The 23,534-nt window shown below is 41.9% G+C and carries 26 protein-coding genes; 19 read left to right on the forward strand and 7 right to left on the reverse strand.

Annotation, left to right across the window (positions count from 1 at the left end):
- Positions 1–269: 269 nt before the first annotated feature.
- The 3 genes from rimM to D8804_RS09165 are packed head-to-tail and all read left to right on the forward strand — an operon-like array spanning position 270 to position 1,847.
- The gene (rimM, locus tag D8804_RS09155) at positions 270–788 is read left to right on the forward strand and encodes a ribosome maturation factor RimM (protein WP_125399571.1); all 519 of its coding nucleotides are present in this window, start codon (positions 270–272) and stop codon (positions 786–788) included.
- On the forward strand, positions 778–1,497 hold the full coding sequence (trmD, locus tag D8804_RS09160; RefSeq protein ID WP_033585994.1) for a tRNA (guanosine(37)-N1)-methyltransferase TrmD: 720 nt from the start codon (positions 778–780) through the stop codon (positions 1,495–1,497). The genes rimM and trmD overlap by 11 nt, the downstream gene beginning before the upstream one ends.
- Before the next feature lie 11 nt (positions 1,498–1,508).
- Positions 1,509–1,847, forward strand: a complete 339-nt coding sequence (locus D8804_RS09165) for an ATP cone domain-containing protein (protein ID WP_125399572.1) — start codon at positions 1,509–1,511, stop codon at positions 1,845–1,847.
- A 27-nt stretch (positions 1,848–1,874) separates the two neighbouring features.
- On the opposite strand, the gene D8804_RS09170 is transcribed toward D8804_RS09165, so the two are convergent.
- Positions 1,875–2,195 carry a hypothetical protein gene (locus tag D8804_RS09170; protein WP_125399573.1) on the reverse strand — a complete coding sequence of 107 codons (321 nt, stop codon included), beginning with the start codon at positions 2,193–2,195 and terminating at the stop codon, positions 1,875–1,877.
- A 104-nt stretch (positions 2,196–2,299) separates the two neighbouring features.
- On the opposite strand from D8804_RS09170, the gene D8804_RS09175 reads away from it, so the two are divergent.
- Positions 2,300–2,515, forward strand: coding sequence for a YdbC family protein (locus tag D8804_RS09175; RefSeq protein WP_000807435.1), 216 nt, complete (start codon positions 2,300–2,302; stop codon positions 2,513–2,515).
- Between the two features lie 40 nt (positions 2,516–2,555).
- Here D8804_RS09175 and D8804_RS09180 read toward each other — a convergent pair whose 3' ends face one another.
- Together D8804_RS09180 and gor are read right to left on the reverse strand one after the other, a co-directional pair.
- Complete coding sequence (locus tag D8804_RS09180) at positions 2,556–3,092, reverse strand: biotin transporter BioY (protein ID WP_093585640.1); 537 nt, start codon at positions 3,090–3,092, stop codon at positions 2,556–2,558.
- Between the two features lie 143 nt (positions 3,093–3,235).
- Positions 3,236–4,582, reverse strand: coding sequence for a glutathione-disulfide reductase (gene gor / locus D8804_RS09185; protein WP_125399574.1), 1,347 nt, complete (start codon positions 4,580–4,582; stop codon positions 3,236–3,238).
- 265 nt (positions 4,583–4,847) lie between these two features.
- Here gor and D8804_RS09190 point away from each other — a divergent pair, with 265 nt between their 5' ends.
- The 4 genes from D8804_RS09190 to metG all read left to right on the forward strand — a co-directional run bounded on the left by D8804_RS09190 (position 4,848) and on the right by metG (position 10,081).
- Positions 4,848–6,002, forward strand: coding sequence for an efflux RND transporter periplasmic adaptor subunit (locus D8804_RS09190; protein WP_125399575.1), 1,155 nt, complete (start codon positions 4,848–4,850; stop codon positions 6,000–6,002).
- Positions 5,986–6,687 carry an ABC transporter ATP-binding protein gene (locus tag D8804_RS09195; RefSeq protein WP_000811478.1) on the forward strand — a complete coding sequence of 234 codons (702 nt, stop codon included), beginning with the start codon at positions 5,986–5,988 and terminating at the stop codon, positions 6,685–6,687. The genes D8804_RS09190 and D8804_RS09195 overlap by 17 nt, the downstream gene beginning before the upstream one ends.
- Before the next feature lies 1 nt (position 6,688).
- Positions 6,689–7,948, forward strand: coding sequence for an ABC transporter permease (locus D8804_RS09200; protein ID WP_125399576.1), 1,260 nt, complete (start codon positions 6,689–6,691; stop codon positions 7,946–7,948).
- Positions 7,949–8,083: 135 nt separating this feature from the next.
- Positions 8,084–10,081 (forward strand): methionine--tRNA ligase, encoded by a 1,998-nt coding sequence (metG, locus tag D8804_RS09205; protein ID WP_125399577.1) that lies wholly within the window; start codon positions 8,084–8,086, stop codon positions 10,079–10,081.
- A gap of 16 nt (positions 10,082–10,097) precedes the next feature.
- Here metG and D8804_RS09210 read toward each other — a convergent pair whose 3' ends face one another.
- The 3 genes from D8804_RS09210 to coaA all read right to left on the reverse strand — a co-directional run bounded on the left by D8804_RS09210 (position 10,098) and on the right by coaA (position 11,908).
- Positions 10,098–10,631 carry a DNA topology modulation protein gene (locus D8804_RS09210; RefSeq protein WP_125399578.1) on the reverse strand — a complete coding sequence of 178 codons (534 nt, stop codon included), beginning with the start codon at positions 10,629–10,631 and terminating at the stop codon, positions 10,098–10,100.
- A gap of 52 nt (positions 10,632–10,683) precedes the next feature.
- Entirely contained in the window at positions 10,684–10,920 is a 237-nt protein-coding gene (gene rpsT / locus D8804_RS09215; RefSeq protein WP_001274000.1) for a 30S ribosomal protein S20, read from the reverse strand.
- A 67-nt stretch (positions 10,921–10,987) separates the two neighbouring features.
- On the reverse strand, positions 10,988–11,908 hold the full coding sequence (gene coaA / locus D8804_RS09220; protein ID WP_125394323.1) for a type I pantothenate kinase: 921 nt from the start codon (positions 11,906–11,908) through the stop codon (positions 10,988–10,990).
- A gap of 202 nt (positions 11,909–12,110) precedes the next feature.
- Here coaA and D8804_RS09225 point away from each other — a divergent pair, with 202 nt between their 5' ends.
- From D8804_RS09225 to D8804_RS09265, 9 genes are all read left to right on the forward strand, one after another.
- Complete coding sequence (locus D8804_RS09225) at positions 12,111–12,515, forward strand: hypothetical protein (protein WP_125399579.1); 405 nt, start codon at positions 12,111–12,113, stop codon at positions 12,513–12,515.
- Between the two features lie 202 nt (positions 12,516–12,717).
- Positions 12,718–13,308, forward strand: a complete 591-nt coding sequence (locus D8804_RS09230; RefSeq protein ID WP_125399580.1) for a class I SAM-dependent methyltransferase — start codon at positions 12,718–12,720, stop codon at positions 13,306–13,308.
- The gene (locus tag D8804_RS09235; RefSeq protein ID WP_125399581.1) at positions 13,305–14,582 is read left to right on the forward strand and encodes a pyrimidine-nucleoside phosphorylase; all 1,278 of its coding nucleotides are present in this window, start codon (positions 13,305–13,307) and stop codon (positions 14,580–14,582) included. Before D8804_RS09230 ends, D8804_RS09235 begins: the two co-directional genes overlap by 4 nt.
- Positions 14,583–14,601: 19 nt before the next feature.
- Complete coding sequence (deoC, locus tag D8804_RS09240; RefSeq protein ID WP_125399582.1) at positions 14,602–15,264, forward strand: deoxyribose-phosphate aldolase; 663 nt, start codon at positions 14,602–14,604, stop codon at positions 15,262–15,264.
- Complete coding sequence (locus D8804_RS09245) at positions 15,251–15,640, forward strand: cytidine deaminase (RefSeq protein ID WP_125399583.1); 390 nt, start codon at positions 15,251–15,253, stop codon at positions 15,638–15,640. The genes deoC and D8804_RS09245 overlap by 14 nt, the downstream gene beginning before the upstream one ends.
- Positions 15,641–15,730: 90 nt before the next feature.
- Positions 15,731–16,786, forward strand: coding sequence for a BMP family lipoprotein (locus D8804_RS09250; RefSeq protein WP_125399584.1), 1,056 nt, complete (start codon positions 15,731–15,733; stop codon positions 16,784–16,786).
- A gap of 136 nt (positions 16,787–16,922) precedes the next feature.
- Positions 16,923–18,458, forward strand: coding sequence for an ABC transporter ATP-binding protein (locus D8804_RS09255; RefSeq protein WP_125399585.1), 1,536 nt, complete (start codon positions 16,923–16,925; stop codon positions 18,456–18,458).
- Entirely contained in the window at positions 18,451–19,509 is a 1,059-nt protein-coding gene (locus tag D8804_RS09260) for an ABC transporter permease (RefSeq protein ID WP_125399586.1), read from the forward strand. The genes D8804_RS09255 and D8804_RS09260 overlap by 8 nt, the downstream gene beginning before the upstream one ends.
- A 2-nt stretch (positions 19,510–19,511) precedes the next feature.
- Complete coding sequence (locus tag D8804_RS09265) at positions 19,512–20,468, forward strand: ABC transporter permease (RefSeq protein ID WP_084859807.1); 957 nt, start codon at positions 19,512–19,514, stop codon at positions 20,466–20,468.
- Between the two features lie 34 nt (positions 20,469–20,502).
- Here the strand turns inward: D8804_RS09265 and plsY are convergent, their stop codons facing one another.
- Positions 20,503–21,144: a glycerol-3-phosphate 1-O-acyltransferase PlsY gene (gene plsY, locus D8804_RS09270; protein WP_125399587.1), complete on the reverse strand. Its 642-nt coding sequence runs from the start codon at positions 21,142–21,144 to the stop codon at positions 20,503–20,505.
- 135 nt (positions 21,145–21,279) lie between these two features.
- Here plsY and parE point away from each other — a divergent pair, with 135 nt between their 5' ends.
- Both parE and D8804_RS10145 read left to right on the forward strand, forming a co-directional pair.
- Entirely contained in the window at positions 21,280–23,229 is a 1,950-nt protein-coding gene (parE, locus tag D8804_RS09275) for a DNA topoisomerase IV subunit B (protein ID WP_125399588.1), read from the forward strand.
- A 60-nt stretch (positions 23,230–23,289) separates the two neighbouring features.
- Positions 23,290–23,534 (forward strand): hypothetical protein (locus tag D8804_RS10145; RefSeq protein WP_221763056.1); only part of this gene is annotated, 245 nt, incomplete at its 3' end.

The following is a 23,534-nucleotide window of genomic DNA, read 5'->3' on the forward strand; positions in this document are numbered from 1 at the left end:
AAATTATACATGCCTATTAATTCATACAAATTTACCTGAGACTATACCTAGTTTAAGAATGAAATGGAAGACAAGTCAAGGTCAAATTGGGGAGTATACATTTTATAGTAATATGTATAACGGGAATATAAATATCTCTTCTTTCAAATATAAATTAACATTAAAGAGGAAACTACTAGCAATTTTGGGATTATAGCTGATTTTCTCCAACTTGTGAAAATCCCTAGAACGTGATAAAATAAAGGATAGAAATAGATACAGGAGACAAGATGAACTACTTTAATGTTGGGAAAATCGTCAATACGCAGGGTCTGCAGGGTGAGATGCGAGTCTTGTCTGTGACGGATTTTGCTGAAGAACGTTTTAAAAAAGGGGCAGAACTGGCTTTATTTGATGAAAAAGATCAGTTTGTTCAAACAGTGACCATCGCTAACCACCGTAAGCATAAGAATTTTGACATTATCAAATTCAAAGACATGTATCATATCAATGCGATTGAAAAGTACAAGGGTTACAGTCTCAAGGTCTCTGAGGAAGACCTGAATGACTTAGACGATGGAGAATTCTACTATCACGAGATTATTGGTTTGGAAGTTTACGAGGGAGACAACCTGGTTGGAACTATCAAGGAGATTCTACAACCAGGTGCCAATGATGTCTGGGTGGTCAAGAGAAAAGGAAAACGCGACCTACTCTTGCCTTACATTCCGCCAGTGGTTCTCAATGTTGATATTCCAAACAAGCGGGTCGAGGTGGAAATCTTAGAAGGACTAGATGATGAAGATTGATATTTTAACCCTCTTTCCTGAGATGTTTTCTCCTCTAGAGCACTCGATTGTTGGAAAGGCTCGAGAAAAAGGGCTCTTGGATATCCAGTATCATAATTTCAGAGAATACGCTGAAAAGGCCCGTCATGTTGACGATGAGCCCTACGGAGGTGGTCAGGGGATGTTGCTCCGTGCCCAACCTATTTTCGATGCCTTTGATGCCATTGAAAAGAAAAATCCCCGCGTCATTCTTCTCGATCCTGCTGGGAAACAGTTCGATCAAGCGTACGCTGAGGATTTGGCCAAAGAAGAGGAACTGATCTTTATCTGCGGTCACTATGAAGGGTATGACGAGCGCATCAAGACCTTGGTAACGGATGAGATTTCCCTAGGAGATTATGTCCTGACTGGTGGGGAATTGGCAGCTATGACCATGATTGATGCTACGGTTCGCTTGATTCCTGAAGTGATTGGCAAGGAATCTAGTCACCAAGACGATAGTTTTTCTTCGGGATTGCTCGAATATCCTCAATACACACGTCCTTATGACTATCGAGGCATGGTAGTACCAGATGTACTCATGAGTGGCCATCATGAGAAGATTCGCCAGTGGCGGCTTTATGAGAGCTTAAAGAAAACCTACGAGCGCAGACCTGACTTGCTAGAAAACTACCAACTGACAGCAGAAGAAGAAAAAATGCTGGCTGAAATCAAAGAAAACAAAGAATAAAGGAGAACCTTATGCAAGTAATCAAACGTAACGGAGAAGTTGCCGACTTTGATCCAGATAAAATTTACCAAGCTGTCCTAAAAGCAGCGCAGACAGTTTATGTTTTGACTGATGACCTACGTCAAAACCTAGCTCAAGTCGCTAAAAAAGTAGTCTTGGACTTAGAAGAAGCAAAAGTAGAACGTGCAACTATCAGCATGATTCAGTCAATGGTTGAAAATCGTTTGCTAGGAGCAGGTTACATCACCATTGCAGAGCACTATATCTCTTATCGCTTGCAACGTGATTTGGAGAGAAGTGGTTACGGTGACCACATCGCAGTTCACCTTCATTTTGAACAAATCCGTTAAGAAAAAGAGTGGGATGCAATGAACATCTCACTCTTTCTTAAATAGACTTTTCTGTGCTTTTTCTACTGTGGAAGGGACAAAACGGATTCTCTTGATGTCACCAATCCGAATGATACGTGTCACATTTCTAGTGAAATTTTTGACAATAATCTGCTGACGGCTGGTATCATATTTGACAATATCACCAGTGAAGCTTGTTTCAGCTAGTATGACATGAACAGCCGTTTTTTTCTGGATGGCCTGTTCAATTGTGCTAATAAGGGAGTCGTTTTCAGAATAATCTTGTTCATTATGTCCACTGAGAAAGTCTTGTATCTTATCTAAGACTTGCTTGAATGTGTACGTCATAGGCGTCTCCCTTCTTATATATCCACATTATATAAAATTTTCCTAAAAACTACAAGATTTTTACGAATAGACTAGAGAAAGCATATCACAAAAAGGAGTTAAAAATGGCAGAATTTACATTTGAAATCGAAGAACACTTACTGACCTTGTCTGAAAATGAAAAAGGATGGACAAAAGAACTAAATCGAGTCAGCTTTAATGGCGCACCAGCAAAGTTTGATATTCGAACTTGGAGCCCTGATCATACCAAGATGGGCAAAGGAATCACCCTTACAAACGAGGAATTTCAGGTAATGGTAGATGCCTTTAAAGGAAACTAATAAAAGGATATTGAGTTTTTGACTCAGTATCCTTTTTGGGTTAAATTGAGAAGTATGCTTGTCCCCTAAGTCGTTGTAATAGTAGACGACCAATGAAACTAATCGCAATGATCTTACCAAGATCAGGGAGGATAAAAGGAAGGACACCAACTGTTAGTGCCTTATCGAATGGCATACCAGCAAGGAAGTGGAGGCTGAGAATACCTCCGACAAAGACGAGGGAATCGCCCAAGAGGTTGGCTAGGAAAATGCGGATATGGCCACTATTTTGATGGATGAGATAAGATGTAAGTCCTGCATAGACAAGGTCGAACCAGAGATAGCCTGCGCTTGGACCAACTAAAACGTGAAATCCAGCTCCTCCCCCTGCAAAGACAGGTAGACCAATGGCACCCAGCAGGAGATAGAGAGCAACAGATAGGACGGCTTCCCTTGGTCTAAAAACAGTTGCAATCAGACCGATCGCAAAGTTTTGTAGAGTGAAGGGGACAGGACCGATAGGGAGACTGATTTGAGCCAATACGGCGATGAGAGCAGCACCGATAGCAGGGATAGCATAGATATGAGCTTTTTTCAAAACTGTTAACCTCTTTTCAAAATTATAGTAACTATTATACTAATTTAGGAAGAAAAGTCAACCTGTTTTTTAAATTAAGGTAACAATTTTGTGGCAGCCGATTTTGCAAGTAAAAAGAGACTCTTTAAAGTCTCTTTCAACAATTAGCGCATGGTCACAAATTCTTCTGAAGCGGTTGGGTGGATAGCTACTGTAGCATCAAAGTCTGCCTTGGTTGCTCCCATCTTGATGGCAACAGCAAATCCTTGAATCATCTCATCCACCCCGTAACCTAGTCCGTGAAGGCCAACAACTTTTTCGTCAGCACCGGCGGTGATGAGTTTGAAGCGAGATTCTTGACGATGATTTGTAACGGCTGAGTACATAGATGCAAAGCTTGACTTGTAGACTTTGATGTGATCTTGACCGTATTCTTTGATAGCTTCTTCTTCGGTCAACCCCACGGTTCCGATTGCTGGGTGGGAGAAGACTACAGTAGGGATAGCTGTGTAGTCCATCTTGGCATTTGTTTTCCCGTTGAAGAGGCGTTCAGATAAGGTACGTCCTGCCTTGATGGCTACTGGGGTTAGTTCCTTCTCACCAGTAACGTCTCCAAGGGCATAGATACCATCTACAACAGTATTTTGATACTCATCCACCTGGATAAATCCACGTTGGTTGAGTGTAACTCCAGCCTTTTCTAACTCCAATCCGTCTACATTTGGACGGCGGCCGATAGCCCAGATAACTTGGTTCGCAGTGTGACTAGAACCGTCTTCAAAATGAATCGTAATACCTTGCTTAGTTTCTTCAAGCTTGACGGGTACCTTGTGTGTGTGCAAAGGCAGGCCTGTTTTTTCCATTTCGTTGACGAGACCTTCCACGATGTAGCTGTCAAAAGTGCGCAAGGGACGATCACGACGGACAAACAAATCCGTTTTTACTCCTAGCGCGTGGAGGACACCTGCTAATTCAACGGCGATATAGCCAGCTCCAAGAATCGCAACGGATTCAGGAAGTTGCTCCCAAGCAAAGACATCGTCTGAACTACCACCAAGTTCAGCTCCAGGAATAGTTGGGATGCTTGGACGAGCGCCAGTCGCAATCACGATATGCTTTGCACGAATCAATTCACCATTAACGCTGACGGTGTGGGCATCAACAAAATGAGCACGACCCTCAATCAAATCAACGCCGTTACGCTTGAAACTTCCATCATAAGATGAGCGAGCACGGTCGATGTAGGCTTCACGGTTTTGACGAAGTTTAGCAAAATCAAATTGAACATCTGAACTCGTAACCCCATAGTCAGGGCCGTAGTGGTGGAGGCTTTCAGCGATTTGGGCTCCATACCACATGATTTTCTTAGGAACACAGCCAACGTTGACACAAGTTCCACCTAATTTTTTCTCTTCGATAACAGCAGCCTTAGCTCCGTGTTCACCAGCTCGGTTCATAGTGGCAATGCCGCCGCTCCCTCCACCGATGGCGATGATATCATATTCTCTCATAGAAAACTCCTTATAGATTTGATAGTCATATTCTATCGTTTTTATTTTTTGAATGCAAAAATCTGCTACGCCCTAAAGAAATAGCAGAAATCACTTGCTAAATATAGAAATAAGGTGTATGATGTTACTAGTACAATTTCGCATAAATAATGGAAACAAGGCATGTTTCCTGAATTGTTCTCTTTTCTCTCTGAACAATCATTGTTTAGAGTAGGTAAATTTGCTATAATAGTCTTTGTATTGAAAATAAAATAGGAGTTTTGTGATGAAGGGGAATAAGAAAACTAAAAAATGGCAACTATACACAGCTATTGGTGCTGCAAGTATTATTATAATCGGTGCAGCGGGTATTTTGCTATTTAGACAGCCCTCTCAGGCTGCCGGTAAGGATGACACATCGCATCTCGTAGTCGCAAAGGAAGGAACAGTTGCCTCCTCTGTTCTTTTATCTGGTACTGTCACCGCAAAAAATGAACAATATGTTTATTTGGATGCAAGTAAGGGTGAGGTAGATGAGATCTTGGTTTCTGTTGGAGATAAGGTTGACAAGGGACAAGCGCTCGTAAAATACAACAGTACAGAAGCGCAATCTGCTTATGATGCAGCTAACCGTGCCATAGCCAAGGCTGATCGTCGTATCAATGACTTGAAGGAATCACGAAACAACACTCTAGCTGATTCGGAAGAATATGATGATGGAGCGCAGGGATCTTCAGTCTCTTCCATAGATTCTCAGATTAGTGATGCTCGTGATAGTCGTGCTGATGCAGAGGCACAACTTAAAAAGGCGCAGGCTCAATTGGACGCAACAAAGGTTCTGAGTACGCTAGAAGGTACAGTTGTAGAAGTTAATCGCAATGTATCGAAGTCCACAAGTGCTGCAAATCAAGTGATGGTTCATGTAGTAAGTAACGACAATCTACAAGTCAAGGGAGAACTTTCTGAGTACAATCTTGCCAATCTTTCTGTTGACCAAGAAGTGACCTTCTCTTCTAAAGTTTACCAAGATAAAACTTGGACAGGGAAGATCAGCTATATTTCAGCTTACCCTAAAAATAGTGGAGAAGGAACGAATGCTATAACTGGGGGGAACACTGGTTCTAAATATCCCTATACGATTGAAGTGACGAGTGAGATTGGTGATTTAAGACCAGGTTTCACCGTTAGTGTTGAGGTTAAAAGTGACAAGAAATCAATCCTCGTACCCTTAACCAGTGTCATTACTGAAGACGGGAAAAACTATGTTTGGGTGGTTGACGAAGAAAATAAGGCTAAGAAAATCGAAGTTAGCCTAGGAAATGCTGACGCAGAAAACCAAGAGATCACGTCTGGTTTGACAGACGGAACCAAAGTCATCAGTAATCCAACGACTTCCTTGGAAGAAGGAAAAGAGGTGAAGGCTGATGAAACAACTAATTAGTCTAAAAAACATCTGCCGGAGCTATCGAAATGGTGAACAGGAACTGCAGGTCTTGAAAAATATTAATTTGGAGATTAGCGAAGGGGAATTTGTTGCCATTATGGGACCATCTGGTTCGGGTAAATCTACTCTGATGAATACCATCGGAATGCTGGACACCCCAACTAGCGGCGAATATTATCTAGAAGGTCAAGAAGTGGCCCGTCTAGGTGAAAAGCAGTTGGCACAGGTACGTAACCAACAAATTGGTTTTGTCTTTCAACAGTTCTTTCTTCTGTCAAAGATGGATGCTGTTCAAAATGTTGAGTTGCCCTTGATTTATGCAGGAGTTCCAGCTGCCCAACGTCGCAAGTTGGCAGAGGAATATCTAAGTAAAGTAGAGTTGACCGATCGTATTCATCACCTTCCTTCGGAGTTGTCTGGCGGTCAAAAACAACGGGTGGCCATTGCGCGTGCTCTTGTTAATGATCCCTCGATCATCCTAGCTGATGAACCGACAGGTGCCTTGGATACGAAAACAGGAAGTCAAATCATGGAACTCTTGGTTGAGTTAAATGAAGAAGGCAAGACTATTATTATGGTAACGCACGAGCCCGAAATTGCAGCCTATGCAAAACGCCAGATTGTAATCCGTGATGGAGTTATTTCGTCTGATAGCGCTCGTTTGGAAGGAAAGGAGAACTAAGATGCAAAATCTGAAATTTGCCTTTTCATCTATTATGGCACACAAGATGCGCTCCTTTTTGACCATGATTGGTATTATCATCGGAGTCTCTTCAGTAGTTGTCATCATGGCTTTAGGGGACTCTATGTCTCGTCAGGTCAATAAAAATATGACCAAATCTCAGAAAAATATTCAGGTATTTTTCTCACCAATTAAAAGTAAGGACGGTTCCTTTACACAAAAGCAATCTGCACTGACACTATCTGGTAAAGAAGAAGATGTTCACGTAGAACCACCTAAAACACAGGAATCGTGGGTTAAGGAAACTGCCAAACTAAAAGGTGTAGATGGCTATTATGTGACTAATAGTACAAATGTTACTTTGACCTATAAGGATAAAAAGGTAGAGAGAGCAACTCTGACAGGTGGAAATATGACTTATATGTCTGCTGTAGAAAATAAAATTATTGCAGGTAGGGATCTGAGAGAACAAGATTACCGAGATTTTGCAAGTGTGATTTTGCTAGATGAAGAACTCGCTAAAAGTCTTTTTGACTCACCTCAGGCAGCACTCAATCAAATTATTTCAGCCAATGGATATAGCTATCGCGTGATTGGTGTTTACTCTAGTCCTGCTGTTAAAAGTGCTAAGATGTTTGGTGTAGGTGGCTTACCGATTACAACCAATGCTTCTGTAGCAGCTAATTTTAATGTAGAGGAAATTTCTAATATTGTCTTTCGTGTGAATGATACGAGTCTAACTCCGACTTTGGGGCCAGAACTCGCACGCAAGATGACAGAAATTGCAGGAGTACAGCAGGGAGAATATCAGGTTGTAGACGAAACTGCCGCTTTTGCAGAGGTTCAGCAAATCTTTGGTTTTATGACCGCTATTATTAGTGCTATCGCAGGAATCTCTCTCTTTGTGGGAGGGACTGGAGTTATGAATATCATGCTGGTTTCTGTAACGGAGCGTACTCGTGAGATTGGTCTTCGTAAAGCATTGGGAGCTACACGGGCTAATATCTTGGTACAGTTTTTGATTGAGTCCATGATCTTGACCTTGCTAGGTGGAGTCATCGGCCTAGTAAGTGCGGCGGGTTTGACCACGCTAGCAGGCGCTTTGTTAAAAAATATGATGGAAGGAATAGAAATTGGTGTCTCGCTACCGATTGCTCTCTTTAGCTTGGCTGTTTCGGCCAGCGTTGGTATGATCTTTGGGGTCTTACCAGCCAATAAAGCTTCTAAGCTTGATCCAATCGAGGCTCTTCGTTATGAATAAGCAACACAACAGAATGAACAAGGTAGACAGTCGTCTATCTTGTTTTTGTATGGATTTCCCTATCGAAAATCAACGAAAATATGATATAATGAAGTGTTAGAAAAACAGGTTTCATTTGCCTGGAAAGGAAAAATTATGTCTGAAAAGAATTTTTATATTACAACGCCTATTTACTATCCATCTGGTAAACTTCATATCGGTTCTGCTTACACAACTATCGCCTGTGATGTCCTAGCACGTTACAAACGCCTCATGGGCTACGATGTCTTTTATCTGACAGGTCTTGACGAGCATGGTCAAAAGATCCAACAGAAAGCAGAAGAAGCTGGTATTACACCACAAGCTTATGTTGACGGGATGGCGGTTGGAGTCAAAGAACTCTGGCAATTACTAGATATCTCATACGATAAATTCATCCGTACGACTGATGATTACCATGAAAAAGTAGTGGCTCAAGTCTTTGAACGCTTGCTTGTTCAAGATGATATTTACCTAGGTGAATATTCTGGTTGGTATTCAGTCTCAGATGAGGAATTCTTTACAGAAAGCCAGCTTGCAGAAGTTTTCCGTGACGAAGCTGGAAATGTAACTGGAGGTATCGCTCCATCAGGTCACGAAGTGGAGTGGGTTTCTGAAGAGTCTTACTTCCTTCGCCTCAGCAAATATCAAGACCGTTTGGTTGAATTTTTCAAATCGCACCCTGATTTCATCACTCCAGATGGTCGTCTCAACGAAATGTTACGTAACTTCATTGAGCCAGGTTTGGAAGATTTGGCAGTTTCTCGTACAACCTTTACATGGGGAGTACCAGTCCCATCAAATCCAAAACACGTTGTCTATGTTTGGATTGACGCTCTCCTTAACTATGCGACAGCTCTTGGTTACGGTCAAGATGAGCATGGAAACTTTGACAAGTTCTGGAATGGAACAGTTTTCCACATGGTTGGAAAAGACATTCTTCGTTTCCATTCTATCTACTGGCCAATCCTTCTTATGATGTTGGATATCAAATTGCCAGACCGCTTGATTGCTCACGGTTGGTTTGTCATGAAAGACGGCAAGATGTCTAAGTCTAAAGGAAACGTTGTTTACCCTGAAATGTTGGTAGAGCGTTATGGACTGGATCCACTTCGTTACTACCTCATGCGTAGCCTTCCGGTTGGTTCAGATGGAACCTTCACTCCTGAGGACTACGTCGGCCGTATCAACTATGAATTGGCCAATGACCTTGGAAACCTCCTCAACCGTACGGTTTCCATGATTAATAAATACTTTGATGGGCAAATTCCAGCCTATGTAGAAGGTGTGACTGAATTTGACAATGCTCTTGCTCAAGTAGCTACTGAATCAATCGCTGATTACCATACACACATGGATGCAGTTGACTACCCACGTGCTCTTGAAGCAGTCTGGACTCTTATCTCTCGTACCAATAAATACATTGACGAGACAGCTCCATGGGTCTTGGCCAAGGATGAAGCTCTTCGCGACCAATTGGCAAGTGTCATGAGCCACTTGGCAGCCAGCCTTCGTGTTGTAGCTCACTTGATTGAACCATTTATGATGGGAACAAGTCAGGCAGTCTTGACTCAGCTTGGTCTAGCAGAAGTTTCTAGTCTTGAAAACTTGAGCTTGGCAGACTTCCCGGCAGGTGTGACTGTAGTTGCCAAAGGAACACCTATCTTCCCACGTCTGGATATGGAAGAAGAAATCGCCTATATCAAAGAACAAATGGAAGGCAACAAACCAGCAGTCGAAAAAGAATGGAATCCAGACGAAGTCGAACTCCAGCTCAACAAGGATGAAATCAAGTTTGAAGACTTTGACAAGGTTGAAATCCGTGTTGCTGAAGTCAAAGAAGTTTCTAAAGTGGAAGGTTCTGACAAGTTGCTTCAATTCCGTCTGGATGCTGGTGATGGCGAAGACCGTCAAATCCTCTCAGGAATCGCTAAGTACTATCCAAATGAACAAGAATTGGTCGGCAAGAAGGTACAAATCGTTGCCAACCTTAAGCCACGTAAGATGATGAAAAAATATGTCAGCCAAGGAATGCTCCTCTCAGCTGAATATGATGGCAAATTAACCCTTCTCACAGTTGACCCATCCGTACCAAACGGAAGTGTGATTGGGTAAAAGCAAAAAACCAACGTTATACACGTTGGTTTTTCTTGTTGTTTGCGATATTTTCTAAAAAGTAATCTATCTCCTTTTGCGAACTGAGGACAATTACTTTCTCTGGATAGGTTTCTTGAACCCGTTGATAACGTTCTTTAGCAGGTTTTGTCCGCCCATCCCAGAGAATCCATCTGATAAACTCCCAGTCAAAGCGCTCGGGGCAACCTGCAGCCATGCTTTCTCTGACCTTGCCTCGGTATGTGAGATACCGTTTAAAGGCCCTCAGTAAGCAAGTCCATGGGGAAAAGTTGAGAAAGATGATTTGGTCAGCTTCCTGCATTCTTTCTTCGTAATAGCACCAAGAGTAGTTGCCATCGACTACCCAAGATTCATGCTTTGTGAGAAAGTTTTTCATCTCGGTCAACATCCATTCGCGGTCACTGTCTTGCCAACCAGGTTGAAATTGGAGAGTATCCATATGCAGTTTAGGGATGGAGTAGTGGCTAGATAACTTTTCTGCAAGAGTTGACTTACCAGCTCCAGAATATCCGATGATTGCGATTTTCATTTTCTACCTTTTCTTATTAGAGGATAAAAAAACAGCCTCTATGGACTGTTTCTTATTTAGCAAGTTTAGCTGAGAGACGAGCTTTATCGCGGCTTGCTTTGTTTTTATGAATCAAACCTTTAGTTTCTGCTTTGTCGATAGCTGAGCTAGCAGCACGGAAAAGTTCTTCAGAAGGGTTTGCTTCGAAAGCTTTGATAGCAGTACGCATAGCTGATTTTTGAGCTGAGTTTTTTTCGTTTTGTTTAACGTTCAATTCAGCGCGTTTGATAGCTGATTTAATGTTTGCCAATGTTCTTACCTCCATATTTACTAACTATACCATTATATATGAAAACTTAGGTTTTGACAAGGGAAAATTATTTTTTTAGGTAAATTTCATCGATTTCGTGGTTTTTAGTCTTGTGGAGAATAACCTCGGCACGATTCCTTGTCGGTTCGATATAGTTTTGTAAATTTATTAGATTAATGCTGGTCCAGATCTGATGAGCGAAGGCTTCGACCTCTCCAATCGGCATTTGCGTAAAGCGGTGGTAGTAGCTGTTAGGATCATTCTGGGCAAAGCTGAGCAGTTTCAAGAAACGATCCAGATACCAGCTTTCAATGTCTTCGACTGCTGCATCAACGTAGATGGAGAAATCAAAGAAATCAGTGATGTAAAGGCGCTCATTTTGAGGGTTTTGAAAGACATTAATTCCCTCGACAATGACAAAGTCAGCAGCTTTGACACGTTGCTTTTCCCTAGGAACGATGTCATACACTTCATGAGAATAGACAGGAATATCGACATCTTGCCCATTCTTTAGGCAGTCAAGAAAATTCAACAAGGCTTCCATATCATAACTTTCAGGAAAACCTTTGCGATTTAAAATATCTTGGTCAATCAAGGTTTGATTGGGATAGAGAAAACCGTCAGTTGTCACCAATTCTACAGTAGCATCTGGGAGAGTGCGTGATAAAAGAATCTGAAGCAAGCGACTAGTGGTCGATTTCCCCACAGCAACACTTCCAGAAACCCCAATGATAAAAGGTTGGGATTTGCTTTCACGTTGGAGGAAAATTCCTTTTGAAAATGCCAAATCATCCTTAGTGCGCTTGTAAATATGGATAAGATGGACAAGGGGAAGATAGACGTCCGTTACGTCCTGCAGACTAATCTGGTCATTGAAACTCTTGATGGAGTCCAGTTCTTCTTCCGTCAAGGGAGGAGTTGTTTTGCGATGCAATGATTGCCAAGTCTGGCGACTGATTTTTTCAAAATGTAAAAATTCGTTGGTCATTTGTTTTCCCCTAGATATTTTGTTTATCATACCATAAAAAGCTAAAAAAATAAAGCGGTTTCTTGATGGTAGTAAGTCAATATCGTATAATAGAGGTAGATGGAGGTTGAATAATTTAATGATGAGATAGGGAATTGTTTCTGAAGACTTATCAGTTATTAAAAGTGGGCTTTTTTAGTTCGCAACTTATAGGAGGCATACAATGAAAATCTTGAGATGTTACATATTGGAACTCTGTTTTATTTTAAGTTTTGCACTACCTTTTATAAGGGGAGCGAATGCGGATAATGGTAGACGCTTTGTAGAAACTTATTACGGTTTTACCTTCTTAATGGATCATCTTCTTGTAACAGTTATCTTTATCTGTTCACTCTTGATTGCTTGGTTAGTAAAAAAGCAGTGGACGAAATGGCTTGCTGCTGGTAGTTATCTATTTTTGGTTTTGTGGATTGCTACAGAAGGATATCTATTCCGTATGTCGCTAGAAGATTTGATACGACTTTGGACAAGTTTGGAAATTTTGATACAAACTTATCAGTTGGGTTTTTATCTAAACATCATATTGGGAATCCTGTTGATAATAAAGTATTTTAAGGTTAAGCAATAGTAATAAAAATGCGCCTGATTACAGACGATCTGTTTTTTCCTGACTATGATAATTTGTAGTTCCCGATCGATTGTAATGTATTTCTAATAATTGAAAGAGATTGAAGAAAAGGTTTTTTGACTAGGATTCTTCAGTCTTTTTCATTTTATCATCACTTTGTAAACGATTTACAATTCAAGCCAAATTATGGTAAAATAGTTTTATGAGTAAAATGTATTATGCAGAAAATCCTGACGCTGCTCACGACATTCATGAGTTGAGAGTGGAGTTGTTGGGACAAAAAATGACCTTTTTGACGGATGCGGGTGTTTTTAGCAAGAAAATGGTTGACTTTGGGAGTCAGCTTTTATTGAAGTGTCTAGAGGTTAATAAAGGAGAAACGGTCCTTGATGTCGGCTGTGGGTATGGTCCCCTAGGACTTTCTTTGGTCAAGGCTTATGGAGTTCAGGCAACCATGGTCGATATCAATAATCGCGCCTTGGACTTAGCGCGACAAAATGCTGAACGAAATAAAGTAGAAGCAACGATTTTTCAATCCAATATCTATGACCAAGTTGAAGGGAAATTTGACCATGTTATTTCCAATCCGCCTATTCGAGCGGGCAAGCAGGTTGTTCATGAGATTATCGAAAAGAGCAGTGATTTCTTGAAAGACGGAGGAGATTTAACCATCGTCATTCAGAAAAAGCAAGGAGCTCCAAGTGCTAGAAATAAGATGGAAGACGTGTTTGAAAATTGTGAAATCGTAAAGAAAGATAAGGGATATTATATCCTTAGAAGTGTGAAAGAATGAGAGCAGTTGATTTAATCCAAAAGAAACGAGATGGTCAAGAACTGACTGCAAATGAAATCAAGTGGTTGGTAGAAGGCTATGTAGCTGGAACTGTTCCAGATTACCAAATGTCTGCCTTTGCTATGGCTGTTTATTTCAAAGGAATGACCACACGTGAGATTTCGGACTTGACGATGAATATGGTTAAGACCGGTCAAGAGTTTGATTTGTCAGCTATAGAGGGTATCAAAGTAGATAAACACTCGACAGGTGGTGTTGGTGATAAGGTGACCTTGATTCTAGCTCCTTTAGTAGCCAGTTTTGGTGTGCCAGTTGCAAAAATGAGTGGTCGTGGACTAGGACACACTGGCGGAACTTTAGATAAGTTAGAAGCGATCAAGGGCTATCAAGTTGAGCGCAGTCAAGAGGATTTCATTCGCCAGGTGCAAGATATTGGTGTATCTGTCATTGGTCAGTCTGATCAGTTGGTTAAAGCAGACAAACTTCTCTATGCTCTTCGTGATGTGACAGCGACTGTCGACACCATTCCTTTGATTGCTAGTTCTGTCATGAGTAAGAAAATCGCTGCTGGGGCAGATGCCATTTTGCTAGATGTGACAGTTGGTGAGGGTGCCTTTATGAAGACTGTTGAGGAGGCGCGCGAATTGGCTCAAACCATGGTTGATCTCGGTAAGGCAGTTGGTCGAAAAACAGTTGCAGTCATTACAGATATGAGCCAACCCTTGGGACGAGCTATCGGCAATCGTCTTGAAATCCTAGAAGCAATCGAAATTCTTCAAGGAAAAGGTCGAGAAGATATCAGTCTCTTTATCTGTGAACTTGCTCAGATCATGCTTAGTTTAGCAGATGTTGAGAAGACTGTAGAAGAAGTGCGTCAACACCTTGAAAACGGCCAAGCGCTGGCTAAGTTTGAAGAAATGGTAGCAGCACAAGGCGGTGATTTAGAAGATCTCTATCGTCCAGTAAATGTTGCGCATGTGGTGGAAATCCCAGCTCAAGAGACCGGTGTCATTTCAGCTCTTCCAGCTATGGAATTTGGTCTATATGCCATGAGATTGGGAGCTGGTCGTGCAGTCAAGTCTGATCATTTAGACTATGAAACTGGAATCGTTTTTGATAAAAAAGTTGGTGAACCTGTCCAGAAGGGGGAAATTGTCGCAAAAGTATATACAAATGGAAAAATTTCTCCTCAACTAGTTACAGAATTTCAAAAATATGTTAAAATGAATGATGGAGTGCAAAGTTTACGAGAAATTATAGAAATTATCTCATAAAATCAGGGAGAATCCGAATATGAAGTTAAATAAATATATTGATCATACGCTTTTAAAGCAAGATGCAAGTCAAGAACAAATTGATCGTTTGCTATCTGAGGCGAGAGAGTATGATTTCGCCAGTGTCTGTGTTAATCCGACTTGGGTTGCTCATTCAAAGGCGGGGCTTGAAGGTTCAGATGTGAAAGTTTGTACAGTAGTTGGTTTCCCGTTGGGAGCAACAACTTCAGCTGTAAAAGCTTTTGAGACCAAGGAAGCTGTCCAAAATGGTGCAGATGAGATTGATATGGTTATCAATGTTGGAGCTCTCAAATCGGGCAATCTTGATTTAGTTGAGTCAGACATCCGTGCGGTTGTAGAAGCAAGTGGCGACAAGTTAGTAAAAGTTATTATTGAAGCTTGCTTATTGACAGATGAAGAAAAGGTTGTGGCCTGCCAGTTGTCCCAAAAGGCGGGAGCAGACTTTGTTAAAACATCTACTGGCTTCTCAACTGGTGGAGCGACTTTGTCAGATGTTAAATTGATGCGTCAGACAGTGGGACCAGATATGGGTGTTAAGGCTGCAGGTGGAGCTCGTTCATATGCAGATGCTCTTGCCTTTGTGGAAGCAGGCGCTACTCGTATTGGAACTTCTGCCGGTGTAGCCATTTTAAAAGGAGAACTGGCTGATGGCGACTACTGAGTTGATCGAACTAGCAATTGAAGCCAGCAAGAAAGCCTATGTGCCCTATTCTCACTTTCCTATCGGAGCTGTCTTAGTTGCCAAGGATGGTAGCATTTATACGGGTGTGAATATCGAGAATGCTAGTTATCCTTTGACCAACTGTGGAGAGCGGACAGCTATTTTCAAAGCAGTCTCTGAAGGTCAACGGGAATTTTCAGAATTGGTTGTCTACGGTCAAACTGAAAAACCCATCTCGCCATGTGGTGCTTGTCGCCAGGTCATGGTTGAATTTTTTGAACAAGATCTAAAAGTGACCTTAGTCGCTAAAGATAAATCGACGGTCGAGATGACGGTCGGGGAGTTACTTCCATACTCATTTACAGACTTAAATTAGTCTGGGCCACTCTTGCAGTGGCTGTGGTCTGTGTGACCAAACAATCCATACTTGCAACATCGTTGCACATCTTATTTAGGAGGTTCAGTAATGAACAAGAAACAATGGCTAGGCCTAGGTCTAGTTGCAGTAGCAGCAGTTGGACTTGCTGCATGTGGTAACCGCTCTTCTCGTAACGCAGCTTCATCTTCATCAGATGTGAAGACAAAAGCAGCAATCGTCACTGATACTGGTGGTGTTGATGATAAATCATTCAACCAATCAGCTTGGGAAGGTTTGCAAGCTTGGGGGAAAGAGCACAACCTTTCTAAAGATAACGGTTACACTTACTTCCAATCAACAAGTGAAGCAGACTATGCGAACCACTTACAACAAGCGGCAGGAAGCTATAACTTGATCTTTGGTGTTGGTTTTGCCCTTAAAAATGCAGTTGAAGAGGCAGCAAAAGAACATACAGACTTGAACTATGTCTTGATCGATGACGTCATCAAAGATCAAAAGAACGTTGCAAGTGCTACTTTTGCAGATAACGAAGCGGGTTATCTTGCAGGTGTTGCTGCCGCAAAAACAACTAAAACAAAACAAGTTGGTTTTGTAGGTGGTATGGAATCCGAAGTTATCTCACGTTTTGAAGCTGGTTTCAAAGCAGGTGTTGCTTCAGTAGACTCATCTATCAAGGTTCAAGTAGACTACGCTGGTTCGTTTGGTGACGCAGCTAAAGGTAAAACAATCGCTGCAGCTCAGTATGCTGCAGGTGCTGATGTCGTGTACCAAGTAGCAGGTGGTACAGGAGCAGGTGTCTTTTCTGAAGCTAAATCACTTAACGAAAGCCGTCCTGAAAATGAAAAAGTTTGGGTTATCGGTGTAGACCGTGACCAAGCAGAAGAAGGTAAATACACTTCTAAAGATGGTAAAGAATCAAACTTTGTTCTTGCTTCAACTTTGAAACAAGTTGGTACAGCTGTAAAAGATATCGCTAATAAAGCGGAAAAAGGTGAATTCCCTGGTGGACAAGTTATCGTCTTCTCATTGAAAGATAAAGGGGTTGACTTGGCAGTAACAAACCTTTCAGAAGAAGGTAAAAAAGCTGTTGAAGAAGCAAAAGCTAAAATCCTTGACGGAAGCGTAAAAGTTCCTGAAAAATAATGGATAAAAGTCATTTCTTAGGAAGCGGCCATCGGTCGCTTCTTTAAGAATTGAGGCAATTTTTGTCTCAATAGAGCTTGTTAATGTGATTAGCAGGTTTTATTGAAATAAAATAAACCTCTGAAAGGAAGAGCATATGGCACACGAAAATGTCATTGAGATGCGTGAGATTACCAAGGTGTTTGGTGAATTTGTCGCCAACGATAAAATCAACTTGCACCTACGGAAAGGTGAAATTCATGCACTTTTAGGAGAAAATGGAGCAGGGAAATCCACTCTGATGAATATGCTGGCAGGACTTCTTGAACCAACTAGTGGTGAGATTGCGGTGAATGGTCAAGTTGTAAAACTAGACTCACCGTCTAAAGCTGCTAGTTTGGGAATCGGAATGGTTCACCAACACTTTATGTTGGTCGAAGCTTTTACAGTAGCTGAGAATATCATTTTGGGGAGTGAAATCACTAAAAATGGTATGCTAGATATAGCTGAAGCTACTAGAGAAATCAAGACTCTTTCAGAACGTTATGGCTTGGCGATTGACCCTGCTGCTAAGGTGGCGGATATTTCCGTTGGTGCCCAACAACGTGTAGAAATCTTGAAAACACTCTATCGTGGTGCTGATATCCTTATCTTTGACGAACCTACAGCCGTATTAACTCCTTCGGAGATTGATGAGTTGATGGCAATCATGAAAAACCTTGTCAAAGAAGGGAAGTCCATCATTTTGATTACCCATAAACTGGATGAGATTCGTGCAGTGTCTGACCGTGTTACGGTTATCCGTCGTGGAAAATCAATCGAGACCGTTGAGATTGCAGGAGCCACTAATGCAGACTTAGCAGAAATGATGGTGGGACGTTCGGTATCCTTTAAGACAGCCAAACAAGCAGCCCAGCCAAAAGATGTGGTCTTGTCTATCAAAGACCTAGTTGTCAATGAAAACCGTGGTGTTCCAGCTGTGAAGAACCTTTCTTTGGATGTTCGTGCTGGTGAAATTGTCGGTATTGCGGGTATCGATGGAAATGGCCAGTCAGAACTCATTCAAGCCATCACGGGTCTTCGCAAGGTTGAGTCAGGTAGTATTGAATTAAAAGGCAAATCAATCGCAGGTCTGCACCCTCGAAAAATTACCGAGATGAGTGTAGGCCATGTTCCAGAAGACCGTCATCGCGATGGTTTGATTTTGGATATGATGATTTCGGAAAATATCGCTCTTCAAACCTACTACAAAGAACCACTCAGCAAAAATGGCATCTTGAACTATGCAAATATCACTTCTCATGCCAAGAAACTGATGGAAGAATTTGACGTTCGTGCTGCTAACGAGTTTGTTCCAGCAGCAGCTCTTTCAGGGGGGAATCAGCAAAAAGCAATTATCGCTCGTGAGATTGATCGAGATCCTGATCTCCTAATCGTTAGCCAACCGACACGTGGTTTGGACGTTGGTGCCATTGAGTACATTCACAAACGCTTGATTGAGGAACGTGATAATGGCAAGGCTGTTCTCGTTGTCAGCTTTGAACTGGATGAGATTTTAAATGTCTCAGACCGTATTGCTGTTATCCATGACGGTAAGATTCAAGGTATTGTGTCGCCAGAAACGACTAACAAACAAGAACTTGGTGTCTTGATGGCTGGTGGAAACTTGGGAAAGGAGAAGAGTGATGTCTAAAAAATTACAACAAATTTCGGTTCCCATGATTTCCGTATTCTTAGGAATCTTACTCGGAGCCATTGTCATGTGGATCTTCGGCTACGATGCTATCTGGGGTTATGAGGAGTTGTTCTACACAGCCTTCGGTAGTCTCCGTGGTATCGGTGAGATTTTCCGTGCCATGGGACCTCTTGTCTTGATTGGTCTTGGTTTTGCAGTAGCAAGTCGTGCAGGCTTCTTTAACGTTGGTCTTCCTGGACAGGCTCTTGCAGGTTGGGTTATGAGTGGGTGGTTTGCCCTTTCAAATCCTGATATGCCACGTCCTTTGATGATTCTTGCGACAGTTGTTATTGCCCTTATTGCTGGTGGGATTGTCGGAGCTATCCCAGGTATCCTCAGAGCTTATCTCGGTACGTCAGAGGTTATCGTGACCATCATGATGAACTACATTGTATTGTATGTGGGAAATGCCTTTATTCATGCCTTTCCGAAAGATATTATGCAAAGTACAGACTCAACGATTCGTGTTAGTGCCAACGCCACATACCAGACATCATGGTTATCAGAGTTGACTGGAAATTCCCGTATGAATATCGGAATCTTCTTTGCAATCATTGCTGTAGCTGTGATTTGGTTCTTGCTAAAGAAAACGACTCTCGGTTTTGAAATTCGTGCAGTTGGTCTCAATCCCCATGCCTCAGAGTACGCTGGTATTTCAGCAAAACGTACAATCATCCTATCAATGATTATCTCTGGTGCTCTGGCTGGTCTTGGGGGAGCGGTCGAAGGTCTTGGAACCTTCCAAAACGTTTACGTTCAGGGATCATCATTGGCTATCGGATTTAACGGGATGGCAGTTAGTTTGCTTGCTGGAAATTCACCAATTGGAATTCTCTTTGCAGCCTTCTTATTTGGAGTTTTGCAAGTAGGAGCACCGGGTATGAACGCAGCGCAAGTTCCGTCTGAGCTTGTCAGCATTGTAACAGCGTCTATTATCTTCTTTGTCAGCGTTCACTACATTATCGAACGCTTTGTCAAACCTAAAAAACAAGTTAAAGGAGGTAAGTAAGGATGTCTATTACAACATTACTCACCCTCTTGGTCTCTTCTATGCTGATTTACTCAGCACCACTTATTTTTACGAGTATCGGGGGCGTTTTCTCTGAACGTGGTGGTGTCGTTAACGTCGGTCTTGAAGGAATTATGGTTATGGGAGCCTTTTCTGGGGTTGTCTTTAACCTTGAATTTGCAGAACAATTTGGAGCAGCGACTCCTTGGATTTCCTTGTTAGTTGCTGGTATCGTGGGAGCTATTTTCTCCCTCATCCATGCCGTCGCTACAGTTCATTTCCGTGCGGACCATGTTGTCAGTGGTACAGTATTGAACTTGATGGCTCCTGCCCTAGCAGTTTTCTTGGTTAAAGTTCTTTATAACAAAGGACAAACGGATAACTTAAGCCAGACTTTCGGACGTTTTGATTTCCCAGTTTTGGCTGATATCCCTGTGATTGGAGATATCTTCTTCAAGTCAACAAGTTTGCTAGGTTATATCGCGATTGCCTTCTCATTCCTTGCATGGTTTATTCTCTTTAAGACACGTTTTGGTCTTCGCCTTCGCTCTGTTGGTGAACACCCTCAGGCAGCGGATACCTTGGGGATCAATGTCTACAAGATGCGATATCTTGGGGTTATTATTTCAGGTTTCCTTGGTGGAATTGGGGGAGCAATTTATGCTCAATCCATTTCAGTTAACTTCTCAGTGACAACTATTATCGGTCCTGGATTTATCGCCCTTGCTGCGATGATCTTTGGTAAATGGAACCCAATTGGTGCTATGCTTTCTAGTCTTTTCTTTGGACTTTCACAAAGTTTGGCAGTTATCGGTTCTCAATTACCTTTCCTACAAGGAGTTCCAGCGGTTTACCTTCAAATCGCCCCTTATGTCTTGACCATTCTTGTCTTGGCAGCCTTCTTTGGAAAAGCAGTTGCGCCTAAGGCAGATGGTATCAACTACATCAAGTCAAAATAAGCATACAAAAAAACGCCAGTTTCAAACTGGCGTTTTATTTATTAGGATTTTGATGGGTTAGGTTCAATCCCCAAGGGACAAGATTTTCAGTTTTATTTTTTATACGTATGATATTATCCTTGTGACGAATGATAATCAAGCTAGCAAGTGCTAGGATAATCAGAATGAAGAGAGGGTCATAGCTACTCAGGATAAATCCAAATAGTGGAAATAGGAGAACTCCGATAACGGCTGCAATAGAAGCGGTAACGCTAGACAGTGAAATCATACTACCTAGATAGAGGCTTCCAAAGAATACGATTGCTAGATAGAGACAGAAAACAGGCGCAAATCCGAAAATCACTCCAGCACTGGTTGCGACAGCCTTGCCACCTTTAAATTCTGCAAAGATAGGAAAGGTATGTCCAATTACGGCCAAAAGACCAAAGACAAGAGGTGATACACCTTGAAGGTGGAAAAGGATTGGAAGGAGAGTGGCCAAGGTCCCTTTAAAGAAGTCAATCACAAAGGTTGCCATACCTGCTTTCTTACCCAAAATCCGGAAAGTGTTTGTCGTTCCTGTATTTCCAGAACCGTGTTCACGGAGATTTGTTTGAAAGAAAGCTTGTCCAATCCAGAGACCAGACGGAATCGAACCTAGCAAATAAGCTAGAATTAATAATACAAATGTCATCATAGACCTATTATACCATGAAATGCTGTGGAAAGTCAGAGAATATCCTGTGAAATTGTGACAGCTGAAAGGGAAAAGCTTTGCAAAATCGCTAGAAAACCTGTAAAATAGAAAAGATGAACAAATAGGAGGTTCCTTGTGTCAAAAAAGGAAATCAATATTAATAACTACAATGATGACGCCATTCAGGTGCTAGAAGGGTTGGATGCGGTCCGTAAACGTCCAGGGATGTATATTGGATCGACCGACGGTGCTGGTCTCCATCATCTAGTCTGGGAAATCGTGGACAATGCAGTAGATGAAGCCTTGTCTGGATTTGGTGATCGCATTGATGTGACGATTAATAAAGACGGCAGTCTAACCGTTCAAGACCATGGTCGAGGGATGCCGACTGGGATGCACGCCATGGGAATTCCAACTGTTGAAGTTATCTTTACCATTCTCCACGCTGGAGGAAAATTCGGTCAAGGTGGTTATAAGACATCTGGTGGTCTCCACGGGGTGGGGTCCTCAGTCGTTAATGCCCTATCAAGCTGGTTAGAAGTTGAAATTACTCGTGACGGTACAGTCTACAAGCAACGTTTTGAAAATGGCGGAAAACCTGTTACAACCTTGAAGAAAATTGGTACAGCACCCAAGTCTAAGACAGGTACCAAGGTTACCTTCATGCCTGACGCGACGATCTTTTCTACAACTGATTTCAAGTACAATACCATTTCAGAACGTCTCAATGAGTCAGCCTTCCTTTTGAAAAACGTTACCTTGTCTTTGACAGATAAGCGAACAGATGAAGCAATCGAATTTCATTATGAGAACGGGGTACAAGACTTTGTTTCTTACCTCAATGAAGACAAGGAAACCTTGACGCCAGTCCTATACTTTGAAGGCGAAGACAATGGTTTCCAAGTGGAAGTTGCCCTCCAGTACAATGATGGATTTTCAGATAACATTCTATCATTTGTCAATAACGTTCGTACCAAGGATGGTGGAACTCATGAGACAGGACTCAAGTCAGCCATTACCAAGGTCATGAATGACTACGCTCGTAAGACAGGGCTCCTCAAGGAAAAAGATAAAAATCTTGAAGGGTCAGATTACCGTGAAGGATTAGCAGCCGTTCTTTCTATTCTAGTTCCGGAAGAACACCTCCAGTTTGAAGGTCAGACCAAGGATAAACTAGGAAGCCCTCTGGCTCGTCCAGTTGTGGATGGGATTGTGGCTGATAAGTTGACTTTCTTCCTTATGGAAAATGGGGAACTGGCTTCCAATCTCATTCGTAAGGCTATCAAGGCGCGTGATGCGCGTGAGGCGGCTCGCAAGGCGCGTGATGAGAGCCGAAATGGTAAGAAAAACAAGAAGGACAAGGGCTTGTTGTCTGGAAAATTGACCCCAGCCCAGTCTAAAAACCCTGCAAAGAATGAACTCTACCTAGTCGAGGGGGACTCTGCCGGTGGTTCTGCCAAGCAAGGCCGTGACCGTAAGTTCCAAGCTATCTTACCTCTTCGTGGTAAGGTCATCAATACAGCCAAGGCCAAGATGGCTGATATCCTCAAAAATGAAGAAATCAACACCATGATTTATACCATTGGTGCTGGTGTAGGAGCAGACTTTTCCCTTGAAGATGCTAACTATGATAAGATCATTATCATGACCGATGCGGACACCGATGGTGCCCACATTCAAACCCTCCTCTTAACCTTCTTTTATCGCTACATGCGTCCCCTAGTTGAGGCAGGACATGTCTATATCGCCCTTCCGCCTCTTTACAAGATGTCTAAAGGTAAAGGCAAGAAAGAAGAAGTGGCCTATGCTTGGACGGATGTTGAGCTAGAAGAACTACGTAAGCAGTTCGGTAAAGGGGCTACCCTTCAACGCTACAAAGGTCTTGGTGAAATGAATGCGGACCAACTTTGGGAAACAACTATGAATCCAGAAACCCGCACTCTTATCCGTGTTACGATCGAAGACTTAGCACGCGCCGAACGCCGTGTCAATGTCCTTATGGGAGATAAGGTCGAACCACGCCGTAAGTGGATTGAGGATAATGTCAAGTTTACGCTGGAAGAGAGTGGGGAAGTTATTTTTTAAAATAGTGAGATAAAAGTCCCCTAAAGAAATAGAATATAATTAATTGTAAAGTGAGAAAAAATGATAAAAAAAGTAAAATTAATAATAGTCTGTTCTTTAATTTTTCTTTTTATAATTAGCTTATTATGTTTTTTGATTGACTGGTTTGATATAGGAATATTTTCATCCCTAAAAGGGGATTGGCTAAGTTATTTTGGAAGTATAGTTAGTTCAATTGTCAGTATTTTCGGTATTTATTGGACATTAAGAGATAACAGACTTCAGCAAAAAATTGAACACCGTCGTGAGATACTTCCGTATATTAT

This window comes from Streptococcus oralis (genome assembly GCF_003944215.1).
Taxonomy (GTDB): Bacteria; Bacillota; Bacilli; order Lactobacillales; family Streptococcaceae; genus Streptococcus; species Streptococcus oralis_BI.